Raw genomic sequence first — 17,131 nt, forward strand, 5'->3', positions numbered from 1 at the left:
CGATGAGCTGACTTTAGGAGGAGTGGAAAGTGGCATCGCGAGATGCCGATCCACGACCGCCGGCCATCGAGTCCGATGATCAACGCGCCGCGACCCCAGCCCGCGGCATACAAGTACGGAGATCAGCGTGGAGTCCAGGACAACCTCTCGCCGCAATTTCCTCAGCCTCGTCTCCATGGGTGTCCCCCTGGGAGCAGCACTGGCCGCCTGTGGCGGCACGGGGCCCACCCAGACCGGCGCCGGTGGCGGCTCGGGCAACGCCACCGCCAGCACGGGTGGCGGCGGCGGTAAAAGTGCCACGTACTGGTACCTGTCGACGCAGCCGCAGGAGGGCGTGCGCACCAGGACCATCGAGCGGCACAACAAGGCCAACCCCAACGGGACGATCCAGGGCACGACGTTCCAGAACGACGCGTTCAAGACGAAGATCAAGACGGCCATCGGCGCCGGCCAGGCCCCCACCCTCATCTGGGGCTGGGGCGGCGGCACCCTGCGCAGCTACGTGCAGGCCGGCCAGGTCGAGGACCTGACCTCGTGGTTCGACCAGAACCAGGCCGTGAAGGACAAGCTGTTCCCGTCCTCCTTCGGCGCGGCCACCATCGACGGCAAGATCTACGCGATGCCGTGCGAGACGCTGCAGCCCATCGTCCTGTACTACGACAAGCGGGCCTTCGACAAGATCGGCGCGCAGCCGCCCCAGACGTGGGGCGACATCCTGGACCTGGTGCCCAAGTTCAACGCCAAGGGCATCGCCCCGTTCTCCCTCGGCGGCCAGTCCCGCTGGACGAACATGATGTGGCTGGAGTTCCTGTTCGACCGCCTGGGCGGCCCCGAGATCTTCCAGGCCGTCTTCGACGGCGAGAAGGACGCCTGGAACAACCCGCTCGCCATCCAGGCGCTGGGCGAGGTGCAGAAGCTGGTCAAGGCGAACGGCTTCGTCAAGGGCTTCTCCTCCATCACCGCCGACTCCAACGCCGACCAGGCGCTGCTGTACACCGGTAAGGCCGCGATGATGCTCCACGGCGGCTGGACGTACGGCAGCATGTCGACCGACGGCGGCGACTTCGTCTCCGGCGGCAACCTCGGCTACATGAACTTCCCGCCGATCGACGGCGGCAAGGGCGACCCCGGCAACACCGTCGGCAACCCCGGCCAGTACATCTCGATCTCCTCCAAGGCCACGCCCGAGCAGAAGGAGATCGCCAAGAAGTTCTTCGCCGGCGCGCTGATCGACCAGACCGCGGTCAAGGAGTGGGTCGGCACGGGCGCCGTCCCGATCATCAAGGGCGCGGACGCGGAGTTCGCCGCCTCCAAGGACAAGGACTTCCTGACCTTCGTCTACAACATCGCCGTCAACGCCAAGTCCTTCGCCCAGTCGTGGGACCAGGCGCTCAGCCCGACGGCCGCCGAGGTGCTGCTGGACAACATCTCGAAGCTGTTCCAGCTGTCGATCTCGCCGCAGGAGTTCGCCACGAACATGAACGCGGTCATCGGCAAGTGAGCGCGGTCACGACCACCGCCAGGCCCGCCTCCCGGGCGGGCCGTGGCGGCTCACTCGGGTGGATGACCGTCCCGGCGCTGGTGTTCTTCCTCGGGTTCGCCGTCATCCCGCTGATCGGCGTGCTCGCGCTGAGCTTCGCGCAGTGGGACGGGCTCGGCGAGATCGGCATCGCCGGGTTCGCCAACTGGGGCGCGATCCTGAGCGACCCCGGCCTGCCGCACGCGCTGTGGATCACCTTCCTCGTCATGGCCGTGTCATGGGCGGTCCAGACACCGGCCAGTATCCTCATGGGGGCGTTCCTGGCCGGGCACCAGCGTTACCGGGCGGTCCTGTCGGTGGTGTTCTTCATCCCGCTGCTGCTCAGCTCCGCGGCGCTGGCGATCACGTACAAGGCGCTGCTCGACCCCAACTTCGGGCTCGGCGCGGGCCTCGGGATCCCCTTCCTCGTCCAGGACTGGCTGGGTGAGCCGGTGCTCGCCTTCGGCGTGGTGATCTTCGTGGTGTCCTGGCAGTACATCCCGTTCCACTCGCTCATCTACCAGGGCGGCGTCCGGCAGATCCCGCGCTCGATGTACGAGGCCGCGGAGCTGGACGGAGCGGGCCGGGTGCGCAGGTTCTTCAGCATCACGCTGCCGCAGCTCAAGTACACGATCATCACGTCGTCGACGCTGATGGTGGTCGGCTCGCTGACCCTGTTCGACCTGATCTTCGTGCTGACCGCGGGCGGCCCCGGCGACGCGACCCGGGTGCTCGCGCTCGACATGTACAAGCGCGGTTTCCAGGCCAACCTCATGGGCCCGGCCAGCGTGATCGCGGTCATCCTCGTCCTCGTCGGTCTCGCCCTGTCGCTGCTGCTGCGCCGGCTCGGCGGGCGCGACTCCGGCCACAGCCAGCTCGAAGGGGCCTGACGCATGACGACCGTCCCCACGAGGGCGCCGCAGAGCACCGCCGCCGCCAAGAGCGACCCGCGCCACCGCCGCAACGTCAGGCGCAGCAAGGAACGGCCGAACTACCTGGCCGGCCTGACCAGCGTCCTGTGGCTGGTGATCGTCGTGGTGCCGATCTACTGGATCGTCATCACGAGCTTCAAGTCGCAGTCGAACTACTACCAGGAGAACCCGTTCGCGCCGCCGGCCGAGCCGACGCTGGCGAACTACCGGCTGGTCATCGAGTCCGACTTCGTCCAGTACTTCATCAACAGCGTGATCGCCACGATCGGCGCCGTGGTGCCGGCCGTCGCGGTCAGCTTCATGGCGGCGTACGCGATCGTGCGCGGCCGGCGCAGCCGCCTGCTGCGCTGGACGAACTCGCTGTTCCTGATGGGCCTGGCCATCCCGCTGCAGGCGACGATCATCCCGATCTACCTGATCATCATCCAGCTCGGTCTGTACGACTCGCTGATGGCGCTGATCCTGCCGTCGATCGCGTTCGCCATCCCCCTGTCGGTGCTGGTCCTGTCGAACTTCATCAGGGACGTGCCGAAGGAGCTGTTCGACTCGATGCGGATCGACGGCGCGACCGAGCGCGGGATGCTGTGGCGGCTGGCGTTCCCGCTGACCCGGCCCGCCGTGGTCACGGTGACGATCTACAACTCGCTGCAGATCTGGAACGGGTTCTTGCTGCCGCTGGTGCTCACGCAGAGCCCCGGCAAGCGCACGCTGCCGCTGGCGCTGTGGTCCTTCCAGGGCCAGTACAGCATCAACGTGCCCGCCGTGCTGGCCTCCGTCGTGCTGACCACGCTGCCCATCCTCATCCTGTACGTGGTGGGCCGGCGCCAGCTCCTCAGCGGCCTCACCGTGGGCTTCGGCAAGTGAGCTCGAAAATGAGAGCGCTCTCGCTGCGGCGCAAGTGCTCCATGTTCATCTCGTAGAAGCGATCGTCCCCGCGGGCGACGTGGCCGGCGAAGGCCGCGTCGCCCGCGGCGGCCCGTTCCCGCATGAACCGCACCAGGTGCTCCAGCCGCTTGACCGCGGTCTCCACCAGCGCCGCCCGGTCGTCCGCGCCGAGCCCGTACGCGTCGGCGAACAACCGCAGCCGCCGCGCCTGCTCCCCCACCGGGATCCCGTCGCCGTCACCGGGATCGTGCAACGGCACGAACCGGTAGGCCGCGTACGCCACGTCCCAAACGCGCGGCCCCGGGTGCGCCGTGTCGAAGTCGATGAACGCGACCGGCCCGCCCTGCCGGAACACGCAGTTGTACGGCGCCACGTCCCCGTGGCAGATCACCTCCACCGGCTCCACCGGCAGGAAGTACCACTCGCCCGCGCGGGAGCAGCCCGCCGTCGCGTCGTGGTAGCCGCGCAGCAGCCGGGCCACGCCCGCCAGCGCCTCGTCCGTCCGCACCCAGCCCGGCAGCGGGTAGCCGGCCGTCTCCCCGGGCACGAAGTCGAGGACCTCCCGCCCCCGCTCGTCGAGCCCGTGGCAGCGCGGCGCGCCGGCGAATCCCTGGGCCTCCAGGTGTCGCAGCAGCCGGTGCACGGCCGGGGTCCACGGGCCCGCCGGACGGCGTACGGTGGCGCCGGCCCGTACCACGTGGTTGACGCCCCCGCCGGCCAGCACCACTTCCTCGTTCTCCGGCACCGCACCTCCTTGATCGCGCCGGGACAGTGTGCCACGCGGCCTTCAGCCCACGCGCCCCCTTTTCTCACCGGATTCCCAGGCACGCCGGATAGAACAGGCGGATGGACGCCCCGCCGAGACTCCCCGTGGTGCTCGTCGTCGACGACGAGCCCAACATCCGCGAGCTGCTGCTCGACGCCCTTGAGCTGAACGGGTTCGAGGTGCGCACGGCCGCCTCGGGCACGCAGGCGCTGGAGTCCGTCCGCCGCGAGCCCCCCGACATCATCCTGCTGGACGTGATGCTGCCCGACCTCGACGGGTTCGCCGTCGCGCAGCGGCTGCGGCCGGACGGCGGCGGGCCGCCGGTGCTGTTCCTGACCGCCCGCGACACGGTGGCCGACCGGATCGCGGGGTTGTCGGCGGGCGGCGACGACTACGTGACGAAACCGTTCAGCCTGGAGGAGGTGGTGCTGCGCATCCGCGCCATCCTGCGCCGCACCGGCCCGCGCGCGGACGCCGCCTGCGACGACGGGCTGCTCCGCTACGCCGACCTGGAGCTGGACGAGGAGACGCACGTCGTACGGCGCGGCGGGCGGCGCATCCACCTGTCGCCCACCGAGTTCGCGCTGCTGCGCTACCTGATGATCAACGCGGAGCGGGTGGTGAGCAAGTCCCAGATCCTCGACCGGGTGTGGAGCGCGGGGTTCGGGGCGGACAGCCGGATCGTGGAGTCGTACATCAGCTACCTGCGGCGCAAGATCGACGCCGAGGGGGCGCCGCTGATCCACACGTTGCGCGGAGTCGGCTACTCCCTGCGCGACCACACCCTCCTGGACCGCCGTCGATGACCGCGCGGGACACCGGACAGGACAACGGACGGGGCGCCGCGCGGGACGCCGGGCAGGGCGCCAGGTGGGGCGCCGGGCGGGCGTGGCCGTTGCGGCATCGGCTGCTGGCGGCGCTGCTCGGGCTGTCGGCGGCGGCGCTGGCCGTGTTCGCGGCGGCCGGGGTGCTGCTGCTCGACCGCTCCCTGCTGTCCCGCGTGGACACGCAGCTCACCGAGTTCGCCACGAACTTCCACAAGGGGCCGCCGCCGGGCGCGCCGGTGCCGCCGCCCCGGGACGACGTGGAGCTGCCCACCCAGTTCCGCCTGGCCGTCTACAGCCCGTCGGGCACCGTGGTCCGCCGCCTGCCCGACTCCGGCTCCGGCTCCGGCTCCGGTGGCGGTGGCGGTGGCGGTGGCGGGGTTGGCGGTGGCGGTGGCGGGGGTGGCGGCCCGGTCGTGCCCCCGAGTGCGATCGCCGACCCGCCGCCCGCCCCGTTCACCGTGCCGGACCGGGCGGGCGCGGGCGAGTGGCGCACGTTCGTGGTCCGCCTGCCGGACGGCGACCGGGTCGCCGTGTCGATCTCCCTGGAGTCGAACCGCAGCACCGTACGGCAGCTCCTGCTCATCGAGGCGGCGGCGGGCGCGCTGGTGCTGGTCCTGCTGGGCGCGGTGGCGCTGGCGGTGGTGCGGCTGGGCCTGCGCCCGCTGACCAGGATGGAGCGGACGGCCGCCGCGATCGCGGCGGGCGAGCTGGACCGGCGGGTGTCCGACTGCGACCCGCGCACCGAGACCGGCCGGCTCGGCAACGCGCTGAACATCATGCTCGGCCGCCTCAGCGAGGCCCTGCGCCAGCGGGAACGCTCGGAGCGCCGGCTGCGCCGCTTCCTCGCCGACGCCTCCCACGAGCTGCGCACGCCGCTGACGTCCATCAGGGGGTTCGCCGAGCTGTACCGGCACGGGCGCAGCGAGCCCGACCCGGCGGTGGCCAGGATCCTGCGCCGCATCGAGGGCGAGGCGGAGCGGATGGGCGTCCTGGTGGACGACCTGCTGCTGCTCGCCCGGCTGGACCAGGAGCGGGCGCTGGACCTGACGGAGGTGGACCCGCACGTCATCGCGGCCGACGTGGTGCACGGGGCGCGCGCCCGCGATCCGGGGCGGGCCGTCGAGCTGGTGCCGCCGCACCGACCGGTGCGGGTGCTCGCCGACGAGCACCGCCTGCACCGCGTCCTGTCCAACCTGGTCGGCAACGCCCTCGCCCACACCCCTCCGGAGGCATCGGTCCGGGTGGTCATCCGCCACGCCCCGAACCCCTCGACCCCCTGGACCCTCTCGGAGCCCGTGCCGCACGACAGCACGACGGGTGGCGGGGCGGAGGCGGTGGCGGTCGCGGGGGGTGAGGTGATCGGGGAGAGCGTCGTGATCGAGGTGTGCGACGACGGGCCGGGGATCGAGCCCGAGCACCTGCCGCACGTCTTCGACCGCTTCTACCGCACCGACGCGGCCCGCTCCCGCACCGGCGGCGGCACCGGCCTCGGGCTCGCGATCGCGGCGGCGCTGGTGGAGGCGCACGACGGCCGCATCGAGGCAGGCAGCCGCCCCGGCCACGGCACGTGTTTCCGCGTGGTGCTCCCGCTGCGCGGCCCGCGCGGCGCCTGACCCGTTCCCCTCCCGTTAACCACCGATCCGGGCGGCGTTCACACATTATTCCCAGGTTGTTGCTGTCCCATATGGCTGACACGGAAGGAGAGCCATGCTGCGTAGATTTCGCAGACGCACCGTCTCCGCAGGTCAGCCCGCACTCCCCGAGGAGGCCCGGGCCGAGGCGGGGCACGCGTTGCGCGCCCCCAGCAGGCTGCACGCGTTCAACCGCTACGAGATCAAGTACCTGGTGGACATGGCGCAGGCGGCCGAGCTGCGCGAGGAGATCGAGCAGCGCCTCGATCGCGACCGGCACAGCGGCGACACCGGCTACGGCATCTGGAGCGTCTACTACGACACCAGGCAGCTCCGCTTCTACTGGGAGAAGATCGAGGGGCTGAAGTTCCGCAGGAAGCTGCGGGTGCGCCACTACGGCGACCGGTTCGCCGTCGGCGCGGACACGCCGGTGTTCGTCGAGATCAAACAGCGGGTCAACCGGGTGACGCAGAAACGCCGCGTCCAGTTGCCGTACGCCGACGCGCTCAAGCTGTGCGACGGGCGGCAGATGGTCGAGCACGACCCCTCCCAGCGGGCCTTCCTGGAAGAGGTGCTCGATCTGGTCCTCCGCCTCGACCTGCGAGCCGTGGCCATGACCGGCTACCAGCGGCACGCCTACGTGGGCCGCGACGCCGACGTGGGCCTGCGGGTCACCTTCGACCACCGCGTCCGCGGCCGGGACCGCGACTTCCACCTCGGCGCCGACACCACCAACCGGCTCATCGTGCCGGCCCGCAAGGCGATCGTCGAGGTCAAGGCCAACGAGCGGGTGCCGTACTGGCTGACCGACCTGACCGCCAAGCGCAACCTCCAGGTGGTGCGGGTCTCCAAGTACTGCCAGAGCGTCGAGGCGCACGGCCTGGCACCGCGCTCGATCTTCCACATCCCCGACCACGACCACGACCTCGACCACGATCTCGATCTCGGCCGCGACCGGCCGAGCGTTCTCTCGGAGGCCTGACCCCCCATGGACTTCTCGTTCCAGGACCTGTCCGGCACGTTCAGCGTGGCCGACATCGCGATCGCGATGGCCCTGTCGTTCGTGCTCAGCGCGATGATCGGCTGGGTCTACCGGGCGACGCACCGCAACGTCTCCTACAGCCAGTCGTACGTGCAGACGCTGGTCGTCCTGGGCATGCTGATCTCGCTCATCATGCTGGTCGTCGGCTCGAACATCGCGCGCGCGTTCGCCCTGGTCGGCGCCCTGTCGGTGGTACGGTTCCGCAACGCCATCAAGGAGACCCGCGACGTCGGGTTCATCTTCCTGGTGATGGGGGTCGGGATGGCCGTCGGCACCCGCTTCTACCTGCTCGCGGTCGTCGCGGCGGTGGCGATCTCGCTGATCGTCATGGTCATGCACCGCTTCAACTGGTTCGCGCTGAACGTGCGCCGCCAGGTCGTCAAGGTGCAGGTGCCGTCCGACGACGACTACACGCCCGTCATCCAGGACGTGCTCATCCGGCACACCGACGAGTTCGAGCTGGTCAGCATGGAGTCGATCCGGGCGGGCGCGCTGATGGAGCTGATGTACACGGTCAAGATCAAGAAGGGCAGCGAGCCGTCGGACGTCATCGCGGCCCTGCGCGAGCGCAACCACGGCCAGTCGGTCACCGTCCTGACCGGGTACGACCAGACCGACCTGTGATGAAGCTCAGACATCGCATCCCGGTCCGGCTGCGGCACGACTGGAAGCTGGTCGCGCTGTGCGTGGCGTTCCTGGTGGCGTGCTGGGGCGTGTTCGGCAGCGGCACGATCCGCCCGTACGTCACCACCTCCCGCACCACCGAGGCGCACGTCGCGGTGCAGAACCTGACCGGCTCCCGCGAGCTGTTCGACGCCTCCGCGCCGCACGAGGTGACGCTCACGTTCCGGGACGAGAGCTACCAGGACATGCTGACGGAGTACTTCAAGGACGGCGACAAGAAGTACGTCGAGGCGGACCTGACGATCGACGGGACGAGGATCCCGAGCGTCGGCATCCGGCTCAAGGGCAACTCGACGCTGATGGGCCTGACCTGGAAGGGCCAGTCCCGCCGCCGCGCCGTCCCGAACGGCGGCGACATGCCCGGCGGTGGCGGCATGCCGGGCGGCGGCATGCCGGGCGGCCAGTTCCCTGAGGGCTTCCAGCCTCCAGAGGGGCGGCAGGGCGGGAACGGGCAGGGCGGGAACGGGCAGGGCGGGAACGGGCAGGGCGGCGGTGGACGGCCCGGCGGGTTCGGCGGGTTCGGGGCCGTGCTCAAGGCCGAGGAGCCGGAGAACCTGCCGTGGCTGATCAGTTTCGACGAGTTCGTGGCGGGCCGCCGCTACCAGGGGCACTCGCAGCTCGCCGTACGTCCCGCCGCCGCCCAGTCCTCGACGCTGCTGAACGAGGCGCTGGCGATCTCGATGGTCGGCGCGGCGGGCGAGCCCACCCAGCGCTCGGCCTACACCGCCTTCACCGTGAACGGCCGCGCGTCCGAGCCTCGCCTCCTGGTGGAGTATCTCGACGAGGGGTACGCGGAGAGCCTCGGCCACGGCGTGCTCTACAAGTCCCTGGCCTCCAGCAGCTTCACCTACCAGGGCGAGGACCAGACGTCGTACGTGGACGACTTCAAGCAGGTCAACCTCAAGGGCGAGCGGGACCTGCAGCCCGTCATCGACCTGATCAAGTGGGTGGAGCAGGCGTCGGCCGAGGAGTTCTCGGCGGGGCTGGCCAAGCGCCTGGACGTGGAGTCGTTCGCCCGGTACGTGGCGCTGCAGAACCTGCTGCTGAACTTCGACGACATGGCGGGCCCCGGCCGTAACTACTACCTGTGGTATGACCTCGGCACGAAGCGCTTCAAGGTCATCAGCTGGGACCTCAACTTCGCGCTCAGCGGGGACGCCACGGCCGGGCCCGGCGACACGATCGGCATGGGCTTCGGCGGGAACCGCGGCACGAGAGCCGACCAGCCCGCCCGGGCCGGTCAGCCCACTCCAGCGGGTCAGCCCACTCCAACGGGTCAGCCTCGTCAGCCTGGTCCGCCCGCGCGCGCCGGGCAGGACGGGGCCGGCGGGCCGGGAGGCATGCGGATGGGGCACGCGCTGAAGGACAAGTTCCTCAAGGACGCCGGCTTCAAGAAGCTCTACGAGCAGCAGTACGCCGCCCTGTACCGCGAGCTGCTGGCCGGCGGCACCGCCACGGGGTTGCTGGAGCGGGCGCTGGCGGCGTACGAGCTGAACGCGGGCGCCGACACCGCCAAGGCCAGGCAGGAGGCGGCCACCCTGCGCGAGACCCTGGAGACCCGCGCGAAGGCGCTCAGCTCGCTCGCCTCGTGATCAGCGGCGCGCCCGGAACGCCACGGCGGTCGTGGAGGTGATCGCGGTCACCAGCACGACGGTGAGCAGGACGGTGTTCAGCGGGTTGCGGCGGCGGGCGGGCGGCTCGGCGCGCTGGACGTGCCGCCGGGCCGACGGGGTGCTGCTCGGGGTGGGCGCCGGGCTCGGTGACGGCTGCGCGCGGGGCGGCACCACGGGCGCGACGGCGGGAGGGGCGGCGGGCGGGGCGACTTCCCTGGGCACCGCCCGCGGCTGGCGGCGCGGGCACTCCCCCAGCACGACCCCGCCCGCGCACACGCCGTCGGGGTAGACCGTCACGTGCGGCACCGTCACCTCGGGCGTGGCCCGCCGCTTGGCGCGCGGCATCGAGATCGACACCTTGGGGTCGGGCGAGCGCCGCGTGGACACCCGGGGGACCTTCACGGTGGGCCCCACGGTGACCCGTTTGGGGGGCGCGGGCCGGCGTACGGACACGCGCGGCACGGGCCGCGGCGAGGGCACCCGCCCCACCTTGGGCCCCGGCACCGCCCGCGGCACCGCCCGAGGCACTGCGCGCGGCGAAGGCACCCGCCCAGCCACCGGCACCGCTCCCGGTGACGGCGCCCGCCCAGCCATCGGCACCGCTGCGACCTGCCCGGCCACCGGAACCGCCGCGACCCGCCCGGCCACCGGAACCGCCGCGACCCGGGCGGCCACCACCGGCACTGCCGGCAGCCGCGCGGCCGTCACCGGTGGCGCGGCCGCCCGCCGGGCCATCACCTGCGAGGCGGGGACGTGTGCGGCCATCGCCCGTGGTGCGGGGACCTGTGCGGCCAGCGCCTGCGGCATCGGGCCGGCCATCACCTGTGGCGCCGCGGCCTGCCCGGCCTCTGGGGCGGGCCACCGTTCGAGGTCGGCCGCCGCGAAGCCGGCGGCGGCGGCGGTGAGGGCGAGGGTGGCGGCGAGCAGGAGGGGCGCGCGTCGGACGCCCACGGTCACATCCCCCCGCTGATCCGCGTGAACTCCTGCAGCGCCTCGCGGAACGCCTCGGGCCCCACGGCCAGCGGCCCGTCGAAGGCGCGGGAGATGTCCCACGTCAGGTAGGTGCCGAACCCGATCAGCGCCGCCGTGGCCACCAGCGGCAGCAGTGCCAGCCCCCGGGGCCGGGCCCCGGCCAGGAACGGGAAGACGATGACCAGCACCCCGGTGAGGATGGTGAGCAGCAGCAGCCCGTCGGGTGGCGTGGCGGCGGCGTCGGCGGTGCGCTGGGCGCGGGCGGTGGAGATGGCGCTGATGTGCTCCAGGACGCTCGCCTTGGCGTCCTCCTCCTCGTTGTCGTGCGTCTGCAGGGCGTTGACCCGGGCGCGCAGGTCGTCCATGCGCTCGTCGCCGACGGGGTGCATGTGCCCGCCGGCCATGAGCGGCCACTCGTCCTTGGCCACGAACGCCACGTAGTCGCGCAGCGATCTGCGCACCTCGTCGGGCGCGGAGCCGGGCAGCCCGGACGCGGCCCAGTAGGCGTCGACGGAGGCCTGGCTCTCGGCGTGGGTGTTGAGCCTGGCGGCGTCGGCGGTGGTCCACGGGACGATGATCGCGATGGCGAACACCAGCAGGAACATGGCCGACAACATCGCGCCGGCGTGCGCGGCGGACGGCCCGCTGGGGTCGCGGTCCTCCCCGGCTCCCTTCACCCGCCGGAACACCAGCGCCATGAGCGCCACCGCGCCCATCGCCGCCAAGATCGAGAGTGTGTACGCCACCATGAAGATCTCCCGGATCTCTTTCGGATACGCAGTGTCACATTACTATCACACAGCGCAATGATGGCGTGAGGCCCTGAAAGGTAAAGTCCCGGGCAAGCGCCACGGCCGGGCCCGGCGTCGCGCGGCCCCGTGATCCGCGCGACCCCGGCCCCGGCCGGCAAGCACCGCACCGAGGCGATCGGCAGCGGACACTCCAAAGGCGGAGCCCGCGGCGGACCGCCGGGGAGCCGCCGCCGCGGGCGTGTGAGCGGGCGTCCGATCACCGCGTGGCACAGTCGCGGTGAGCACCGCTACAGGCGCGTCCTCCAAAGAGCGGGGTGACGGGGGTGTGGTGACCGGGACGGCCGCGCATGGCTACGTGCGGGACCGCCCCGGTACGGCCGCCGGACCCGGCGCCGGCATGGCGAGGACCGGCGCGGCGGCGTGGCAGCTGCTCCACGGGGGCCGGCGGACACCCCCTGCGCGGCGAAGACCCGGCCGTCCCTCCGCGAACGGCCTGGAGGTCTCCACCTGCGCCCCTCCCACGGGGGACGCCTCACATCCTGGGGCATTCCCGCTCGAAGCGCTTCAGGGTCCGTCCCAGGGATTACCCCTGGAGCGCGGCGATTCGAGCACGCTCAGCAGCTCCAGCCATCCGTGGAAGGGCTCGGACCGGTCGCAGCCCTCCCGCGTCACCAGCCCGTGGACCCCGTCCGTGCCGTACTCCAGATCGACGATGAACCGCATCAGGCCTCCCGGCTCACCGCGAGCCTAGAAATCCTGCCCCGGGACCGCACCTGGGGATAACCCCTGATTTTCGGGCGGGCTCTGGACACATGGACAGGCATGTCTCCACCGGAGGTCTCGACACGGCCCGCGAACCTGGGATACCCAGGATGCGGAGGGTCGTCATGGCTGAGGCGATCGCGATGTTCGTCGGGCGGGACGCCGAGCTCCGCTGCCTGCGGGAGGAGTTCGAGCGCGCCCGTGCGGGCCTGCCCAGGCTCGTGGTGGTGGAAGGGCCGGCGGGCATCGGGAAGACGACCCTGGTCCACCGGTTCCTGGAGGGGTGCGGGCCGGCGGACGTGCTGTTCACCGATGGTGACGAGGGCGAGAAGCTGCTGCCGTACGGGACGCTGACGAGGTTGTTCGGCGGCCCGGCCGGGCTGCCGGAGCGCCTGACGGAGCTGGGGCTGGGCCTGGCGCCGGGCCCCGACGGCCAGGCGCGGTTGCCCGATTCGCTGGCGGTCCGGGCGGCCCTGCCCGATCCGCTGGCCGTCGGCGCGGCGCTGCCGGACGCGCCGCCGTTCAGGGCGGCGTTGCCGGATCCGCTGGCGGTCGGGGCGGCGCTGCTCGGCGTGGTGACGGAGCGGCAGCGCAGCGAGCCGCTCTGCCTGGTCGTGGACGACGTGCACTGGGCCGACGAGCCGACGCTGCGGGCGCTGACGTTCTGCCTGCGCCGGCTGCGCGTGGACCGGGTGCTGGCGGTGCTCATGCTGCGCGACGCGGCCGCGCTGGCGGGCCCGGAGGGGCTGCTGCGGCTGGTGGCCGCCGACCAGACGCGCCGGCTGCGCCTGTCGGGGCTGGGCGCTCCCGAGGTGGGGGCGATGGTCGGCGAGCTGGGCGGCGCGCCGGTGTCGCAGCGCGGCCTGGCCCGGCTGGTCGAGCACACCGAGGGCGTGCCGCTGCACCTGCGCGCGCTGCTGGAGGAGGTGCCGCCGGCGGCCCTGGACGATCTGGGCCAGCCGTTGCCGGCGCCGCGCTCGTACGGGCTGCTGGTGCTGGGAAAGGTGGCGCGGTGCGGGCCGGCGGCGCGGGAGCTGATCAGCGCGGTGAGCGTGCTGGGCCTGTCGTGCCCGCTGCACCTGGCGGCCAGGGTGGCCGCGGTGGAGGAGCCGCTGCAGGCGCTGGAGCAGGCGGTGCGCGAGGGCGTGCTGCTGGAACGCTCCTCCGCGCGCGGCCCGCTCGCGGCGTTCGCGCACCCTCTGGACCGGGCGGCCGTCTACCGCGACCTCGGCCCGGCGCACCGCTCGGCGCTGCACGCGCGGGCCGCGCTGGTCGCGGAGGGCGAGCAGGCGCGGCTGCGGCACCGCATCGAGGCGGTGGCGGGCCCGAGCCCGGAGCTGGCCGCCGAGCTGGCGGAGCTGGGCCGCACGCAGGTACGGCTGGGCGCGTTCGGCAGCGCGGCCGAGCACCTGAAGGCGGCGGCGGAGCTGTCGGGCGATCCCGCTCCGCTGGCGGCGGAGGCGGTGGAGGCGCTGCTGCTCGACGGGCGGGTGGAGGAGGCGGCCCGGCTGACCGCGAGCCTGCCCGAGCGGGCGCACGCCGCGGTCCGCGGCTACGCGCTGGGCCATCTGGCGATGGTGCGCGGCCAGATCGAGGAGGCGCGCGCGCACCTGGTCACCGCGTGGGAGCGGGCCGGCGCGCCCGAGTCGGGGCTGGCCGCGCGGGCGGCGCAGCAGCTCGCCATGCTCTGCCTGGTCAAGGCGGAGGGCAGGCAGGCGGCCCGGTGGGCGGAGCGCGCCAGGAACTCCCCCGGCTACCGCTTCAGCATCGACTACAACCGGTACACGCTGCTGGCCGGGCTGGGCGTCTCCGGCCAGATCGACGCCGCCCTGGCCGCCACGACGGACCTGCCCGCGCCGTCGTCGGCGTCGATCGCCGAGCTGGACGCGCTGCTCGGCCGCGGGGTGCTGCGCACGTGCAGCGACGACCTGCCGGGTGGGCTGGCCGACCTGTCGGGCGCGGTCGCGGCGTGCGGCGAGCGCTCGGTGCCCTTCCGCATGCTGGCCATGGCGATGCTGGGGCAGGCCGAGTACCGCGCCGGCCGCTGGGACGACGCGGGCCTGCACGCCGAGACCGCCGCCTCGGTGGCCGACGACGCCGACCAGCGGTGGCTCTCGCCGGTCTGCCACGCGGTGGCCGCGCTGGTGCCCGCCGCCCGCGGCGACTGGCCGGCGGCCGAGGCGCACGTGGCGGCGGCCCTGTCGGCGAGCCAGGGCGCGGGCGTGGACGCGGTGGCCTCGCTGGCGTACGCGTGCAGCGCCGCCGCCCACCTCGCCACCGCCCGGGGCGATCACGTCCGCACGGTGGAGGCGCTGGAGCCGCTGGTGTCGGTGAAGGTGCACGACATCGTGTACGAGCCCGGCATCGTGCAGTGGCTCGACCTGCTGATCGACGCCCTGGTGGCCCTCGGCGAGCAGGACCGGGCCGAGCTGCAGCTGGCCGGGATGGAGCGGCTGGCGGGGCGGCGTGGCAGGCGTTCGGCGATGGCGGCGGCGGCCCGCTGCCGGGGCGGCCTGCACGCGGCCCGGCACGAGAACGACCTGGCCGAGGCCGCCTTCACCACCGGCCTGGCCCAGGCGGGCATGGCGGGGCTGCCGTTCGACGAGGCGCGGCTGCGGCTGGCGTACGGGCGGTTCCTGCGCAGGCTGGGCCGGCGCAGGCAGGCGCAGACGCAGCTCGACCTGGGGCTGGCGTTGTTCGCCCGGCTGGGCGCGCTGCCGTACGTGGACCGGTGCGAGCGGGAGCTGAGCGCGTGCGGGCTGCCGCGGGCGGAGTCGGGGGCCGCGCCGCTGCTGCGGCTGACGCCCCAGGAGCAGGCGGTGGCGCGGCTGGTGGCGACCGGGATGACGAACCGGCAGGTGGCCAGGGAGCTGGTGCTGAGCGTGAAGACGATCGAGTACCACCTGGGGAACGCGTTCGCGAAGCTGGGGGTCAGCTCGCGGGTGGCGCTCACCACCAAGATCCAGTCAGGCGCGGACGGCGGCTGAGCGGGACCCCTCGGGTGCCTTCCGGGCGCTGACCGGGGACGATCGGGCGCCGGCAGGGGGCTGACCGGGGTTCCTGACCTTCTGTCGGGCGGCTGGGAAGGAGCGGTTAGGCTGGTGCCGACGATGATCAGGGGGCGTCGTGGACCAGTTCGTGCTGCTCATGCTGGTGGGGCTGGGCGCCCTGGTCACGGTCCCGCTGGGCGAGCGGCTGGGGCTGCCGCCGCCGGTGCTGATGACGTTGCTGGGCATCCTGCTGGCCGTCCTGCCCTTCGTCCCCGACGTGGACGTCCCGCCCGGCATCGTGCTGCCGCTGCTGCTGCCGCCGCTGCTGTACGCGGCGGTGCAGCGCACGTCGTGGCGCCAGTTCGCGGCCAACTGGCAGCCGATCTTCCTGCTGGCCGTGGCGCTGGTGTTCGTGACGACGGCGGCCGTGGCGGGGGCGGCGCACATGCTGGTGCCGGGGCTGCCGCTGGCGGCGGCGGTGGCGCTGGGCGCGCTGGTGGCGCCGCCCGACCCGGTCGCGGCCACGGCGGTGGCGGGCCGGCTGGGGCTGCCCCGGCGCATGGTGTCGCTGCTCGAAGGCGAGGGGCTGTTCAACGACGTGACCGCGATCGTGCTCTACCACGTGGCGATCGCGGCGGTGGTGACCGGCTCGTTCTCCTGGCCGGGGGCGCTGGCCGAGTTCGTGCTGTCGGCGGTGGTGGCCGTGCTGGTGGGGCTGGCGCTGGGCTGGCTGGGCGGGCGGCTGATGACGTTGCTGGGCGACGCGACGCTGCAGGTGGGGCTGTCGCTGCTGGTGCCGTTCGCGGCCTACGCGCTGGCCGACGAGTGGCGCGGCTCGGGCGTGCTGGCGGTGCTGACCAGCGCGTTCTACCTGAGCGATCGCATGTTCGACGCCGACGACGTGTTCGGCAGGTTCGCCTCCACGACGTTCTGGCAGGTCGTGGACACGCTCGTGACCGGGGTGGCGTTCGGGCTGATCGGGCTGGAGCTGCACGCCGTGTTCGGCACCGTGCACGGGCGGCTCGTGACCGTGCTCGGCTGGAGCGCGGCCGTGGTCGCGGTCGTGGTGCTCGTCCGGCTGCTGTGGCTGCTCCCGGCCGCGTGGCTGGCGCGGAAGGTGGGCCGGGGCGGCGACACCGAGGTCCCGCTGAGCTGGCGCGAGACCGTGGTGATGTGGTGGGCCGGCATGCGCGGGGTGGCGTCGGTGGCGCTCGCGCTGGCCATCCCGCTGCGGGCGGACGACGGCACGCCGTTCCCCGAGCGGCCGGTCATCGTGTTCGTCGCGTTCGCCGTCATCCTGACCACGCTCATCGCGCAGGGGCTGACGCTGCCGTGGCTGGTGACGCGGCTCGGGGTCAAGGCCGACACGGCGGCCGAGCGGGAGCTGGAGAAGCGCCTGGCCCTGCGGGCCGCCAAGGCGGCCAAGCGGCGGCTGCGGGAGATCGACGAGGCCGAGGAGCTGCCCGAGGACGTCGTCGAGGTGCTGAGCCGGCGGATGCTCGACCTGGGCTTGCGGATCAGCCCCGAGGTGGCCGACGAGGAGCGGCGGGAGGCGTTCGAGCAGCGGGCGCGGCGGGTCAGGCTGTTGCGGCGGGTGCAGGCGGAGATGATGTCGGCCGCCCGGCAGGCGGTGCTGGAGGCGCGGCGCGACCCCAGCGCCGACCCGGTGGTGGTGTCGCGGGTGCTGCGGCAGCTCGACGCCAGAAGCCTGCGATGACCCGGGCTGTCAATGCTCCAAGGTACGTTCGGGGCACCC

Annotated in this window: 14 protein-coding genes; 10 read left to right on the forward strand and 4 right to left on the reverse strand. The window is 72.9% G+C overall.

All coding sequences use genetic code 11. From position 1 onward, the window contains the following. Positions 1-175 precede the first annotated feature (175 nt). Genes HCN51_RS35645 through HCN51_RS35655 form a run of 3 tightly spaced genes read left to right on the forward strand, consistent with a single transcriptional unit; the run spans position 176 to position 3,315 of the window. Positions 176-1,501 (forward strand): extracellular solute-binding protein, encoded by a 1,326-nt coding sequence (locus HCN51_RS35645; protein WP_168015797.1) that lies wholly within the window; start codon positions 176-178, stop codon positions 1,499-1,501. Beyond that, positions 1,498-2,409 carry an ABC transporter permease subunit gene (locus HCN51_RS35650; protein ID WP_168015799.1) on the forward strand — a complete coding sequence of 304 codons (912 nt, stop codon included), beginning with the start codon at positions 1,498-1,500 and terminating at the stop codon, positions 2,407-2,409. Before HCN51_RS35645 ends, HCN51_RS35650 begins: the two co-directional genes overlap by 4 nt. Positions 2,410-2,412: 3 nt before the next feature. Continuing rightward, positions 2,413-3,315: a carbohydrate ABC transporter permease gene (locus tag HCN51_RS35655; protein WP_080040425.1), complete on the forward strand. Its 903-nt coding sequence runs from the start codon at positions 2,413-2,415 to the stop codon at positions 3,313-3,315. On the opposite strand, the gene HCN51_RS35660 is transcribed toward HCN51_RS35655, so the two are convergent. Next, positions 3,293-4,081, reverse strand: a complete 789-nt coding sequence (locus HCN51_RS35660) for a phosphotransferase (RefSeq protein WP_168015801.1) — start codon at positions 4,079-4,081, stop codon at positions 3,293-3,295. The two genes, HCN51_RS35655 and HCN51_RS35660, sit on opposite strands and share 23 nt — an antisense overlap. Before the next feature lie 101 nt (positions 4,082-4,182). Between HCN51_RS35660 and HCN51_RS35665 the strand changes: the two genes are divergently transcribed. From HCN51_RS35665 to HCN51_RS61640, 5 genes are all read left to right on the forward strand, one after another. Continuing rightward, complete coding sequence (locus HCN51_RS35665) at positions 4,183-4,908, forward strand: response regulator transcription factor (RefSeq protein WP_168015803.1); 726 nt, start codon at positions 4,183-4,185, stop codon at positions 4,906-4,908. After that, entirely contained in the window at positions 4,905-6,542 is a 1,638-nt protein-coding gene (locus tag HCN51_RS35670) for a sensor histidine kinase (RefSeq protein WP_168015805.1), read from the forward strand. The genes HCN51_RS35665 and HCN51_RS35670 overlap by 4 nt, the downstream gene beginning before the upstream one ends. Positions 6,543-6,636: 94 nt before the next feature. Further along, positions 6,637-7,542, forward strand: a complete 906-nt coding sequence (locus HCN51_RS35675; RefSeq protein ID WP_168015807.1) for a polyphosphate polymerase domain-containing protein — start codon at positions 6,637-6,639, stop codon at positions 7,540-7,542. 6 nt (positions 7,543-7,548) lie between these two features. After that, positions 7,549-8,226 (forward strand): DUF4956 domain-containing protein, encoded by a 678-nt coding sequence (locus HCN51_RS35680; protein WP_168015809.1) that lies wholly within the window; start codon positions 7,549-7,551, stop codon positions 8,224-8,226. Further along, entirely contained in the window at positions 8,226-9,878 is a 1,653-nt protein-coding gene (locus HCN51_RS61640; protein ID WP_168015810.1) for a CotH kinase family protein, read from the forward strand. The genes HCN51_RS35680 and HCN51_RS61640 overlap by 1 nt, the downstream gene beginning before the upstream one ends. Here the strand turns inward: HCN51_RS61640 and HCN51_RS35690 are convergent, their stop codons facing one another. The 3 genes from HCN51_RS35690 to HCN51_RS35700 form a co-directional block, all read right to left on the reverse strand. Beyond that, positions 9,879-10,850, reverse strand: a complete 972-nt coding sequence (locus tag HCN51_RS35690; RefSeq protein ID WP_168015811.1) for a hypothetical protein — start codon at positions 10,848-10,850, stop codon at positions 9,879-9,881. It abuts the gene before it with no gap. Positions 10,851-10,852: 2 nt separating this feature from the next. Continuing rightward, positions 10,853-11,620 carry a bestrophin-like domain gene (locus HCN51_RS35695; RefSeq protein ID WP_168015812.1) on the reverse strand — a complete coding sequence of 256 codons (768 nt, stop codon included), beginning with the start codon at positions 11,618-11,620 and terminating at the stop codon, positions 10,853-10,855. Between the two features lie 567 nt (positions 11,621-12,187). Next, positions 12,188-12,346: a hypothetical protein gene (locus HCN51_RS35700; protein ID WP_155128000.1), complete on the reverse strand. Its 159-nt coding sequence runs from the start codon at positions 12,344-12,346 to the stop codon at positions 12,188-12,190. A 164-nt stretch (positions 12,347-12,510) separates the two neighbouring features. Here HCN51_RS35700 and HCN51_RS35705 point away from each other — a divergent pair, with 164 nt between their 5' ends. Both HCN51_RS35705 and HCN51_RS35710 read left to right on the forward strand, forming a co-directional pair. Further along, the gene (locus HCN51_RS35705) at positions 12,511-15,372 is read left to right on the forward strand and encodes an ATP-binding protein (protein WP_168015813.1); all 2,862 of its coding nucleotides are present in this window, start codon (positions 12,511-12,513) and stop codon (positions 15,370-15,372) included. Between the two features lie 139 nt (positions 15,373-15,511). Continuing rightward, positions 15,512-17,092 carry a Na+/H+ antiporter gene (locus HCN51_RS35710; RefSeq protein WP_168015814.1) on the forward strand — a complete coding sequence of 527 codons (1,581 nt, stop codon included), beginning with the start codon at positions 15,512-15,514 and terminating at the stop codon, positions 17,090-17,092. Positions 17,093-17,131 lie beyond the last annotated feature (39 nt).

The organism is Nonomuraea composti (assembly GCF_012034275.1).
GTDB classification, from domain to species: domain Bacteria; phylum Actinomycetota; class Actinomycetes; order Streptosporangiales; family Streptosporangiaceae; genus Nonomuraea; species Nonomuraea composti.

Bases quoted from the DNA above. Each gene is read 5' to 3' on its own strand.
- HCN51_RS35700 (WP_155128000.1), bottom strand. From the start codon at position 12,346: ATGCGGTTCATCGTCGATCTGGAGTACGGCACGGACGGGGTCCACGGG.
- HCN51_RS35645 (WP_168015797.1), top strand. From the start codon at position 176: ATGGGTGTCCCCCTGGGAGCAGCACTGGCCGCCTGTGGCGGCACGGGG.
- HCN51_RS35675 (WP_168015807.1), top strand. From the start codon at position 6,637: ATGCTGCGTAGATTTCGCAGACGCACCGTCTCCGCAGGTCAGCCCGCA.
- HCN51_RS35665 (WP_168015803.1), top strand. From the start codon at position 4,183: ATGGACGCCCCGCCGAGACTCCCCGTGGTGCTCGTCGTCGACGACGAG.
- HCN51_RS35680 (WP_168015809.1), top strand. From the start codon at position 7,549: ATGGACTTCTCGTTCCAGGACCTGTCCGGCACGTTCAGCGTGGCCGAC.
- HCN51_RS35670 (WP_168015805.1), top strand. From the start codon at position 4,905: ATGACCGCGCGGGACACCGGACAGGACAACGGACGGGGCGCCGCGCGG.
- HCN51_RS35705 (WP_168015813.1), top strand. From the start codon at position 12,511: ATGGCTGAGGCGATCGCGATGTTCGTCGGGCGGGACGCCGAGCTCCGC.
- HCN51_RS61640 (WP_168015810.1), top strand. From the start codon at position 8,226: ATGAAGCTCAGACATCGCATCCCGGTCCGGCTGCGGCACGACTGGAAG.
- HCN51_RS35655 (WP_080040425.1), top strand. From the start codon at position 2,413: ATGACGACCGTCCCCACGAGGGCGCCGCAGAGCACCGCCGCCGCCAAG.
- HCN51_RS35695 (WP_168015812.1), bottom strand. From the start codon at position 11,620: ATGGTGGCGTACACACTCTCGATCTTGGCGGCGATGGGCGCGGTGGCG.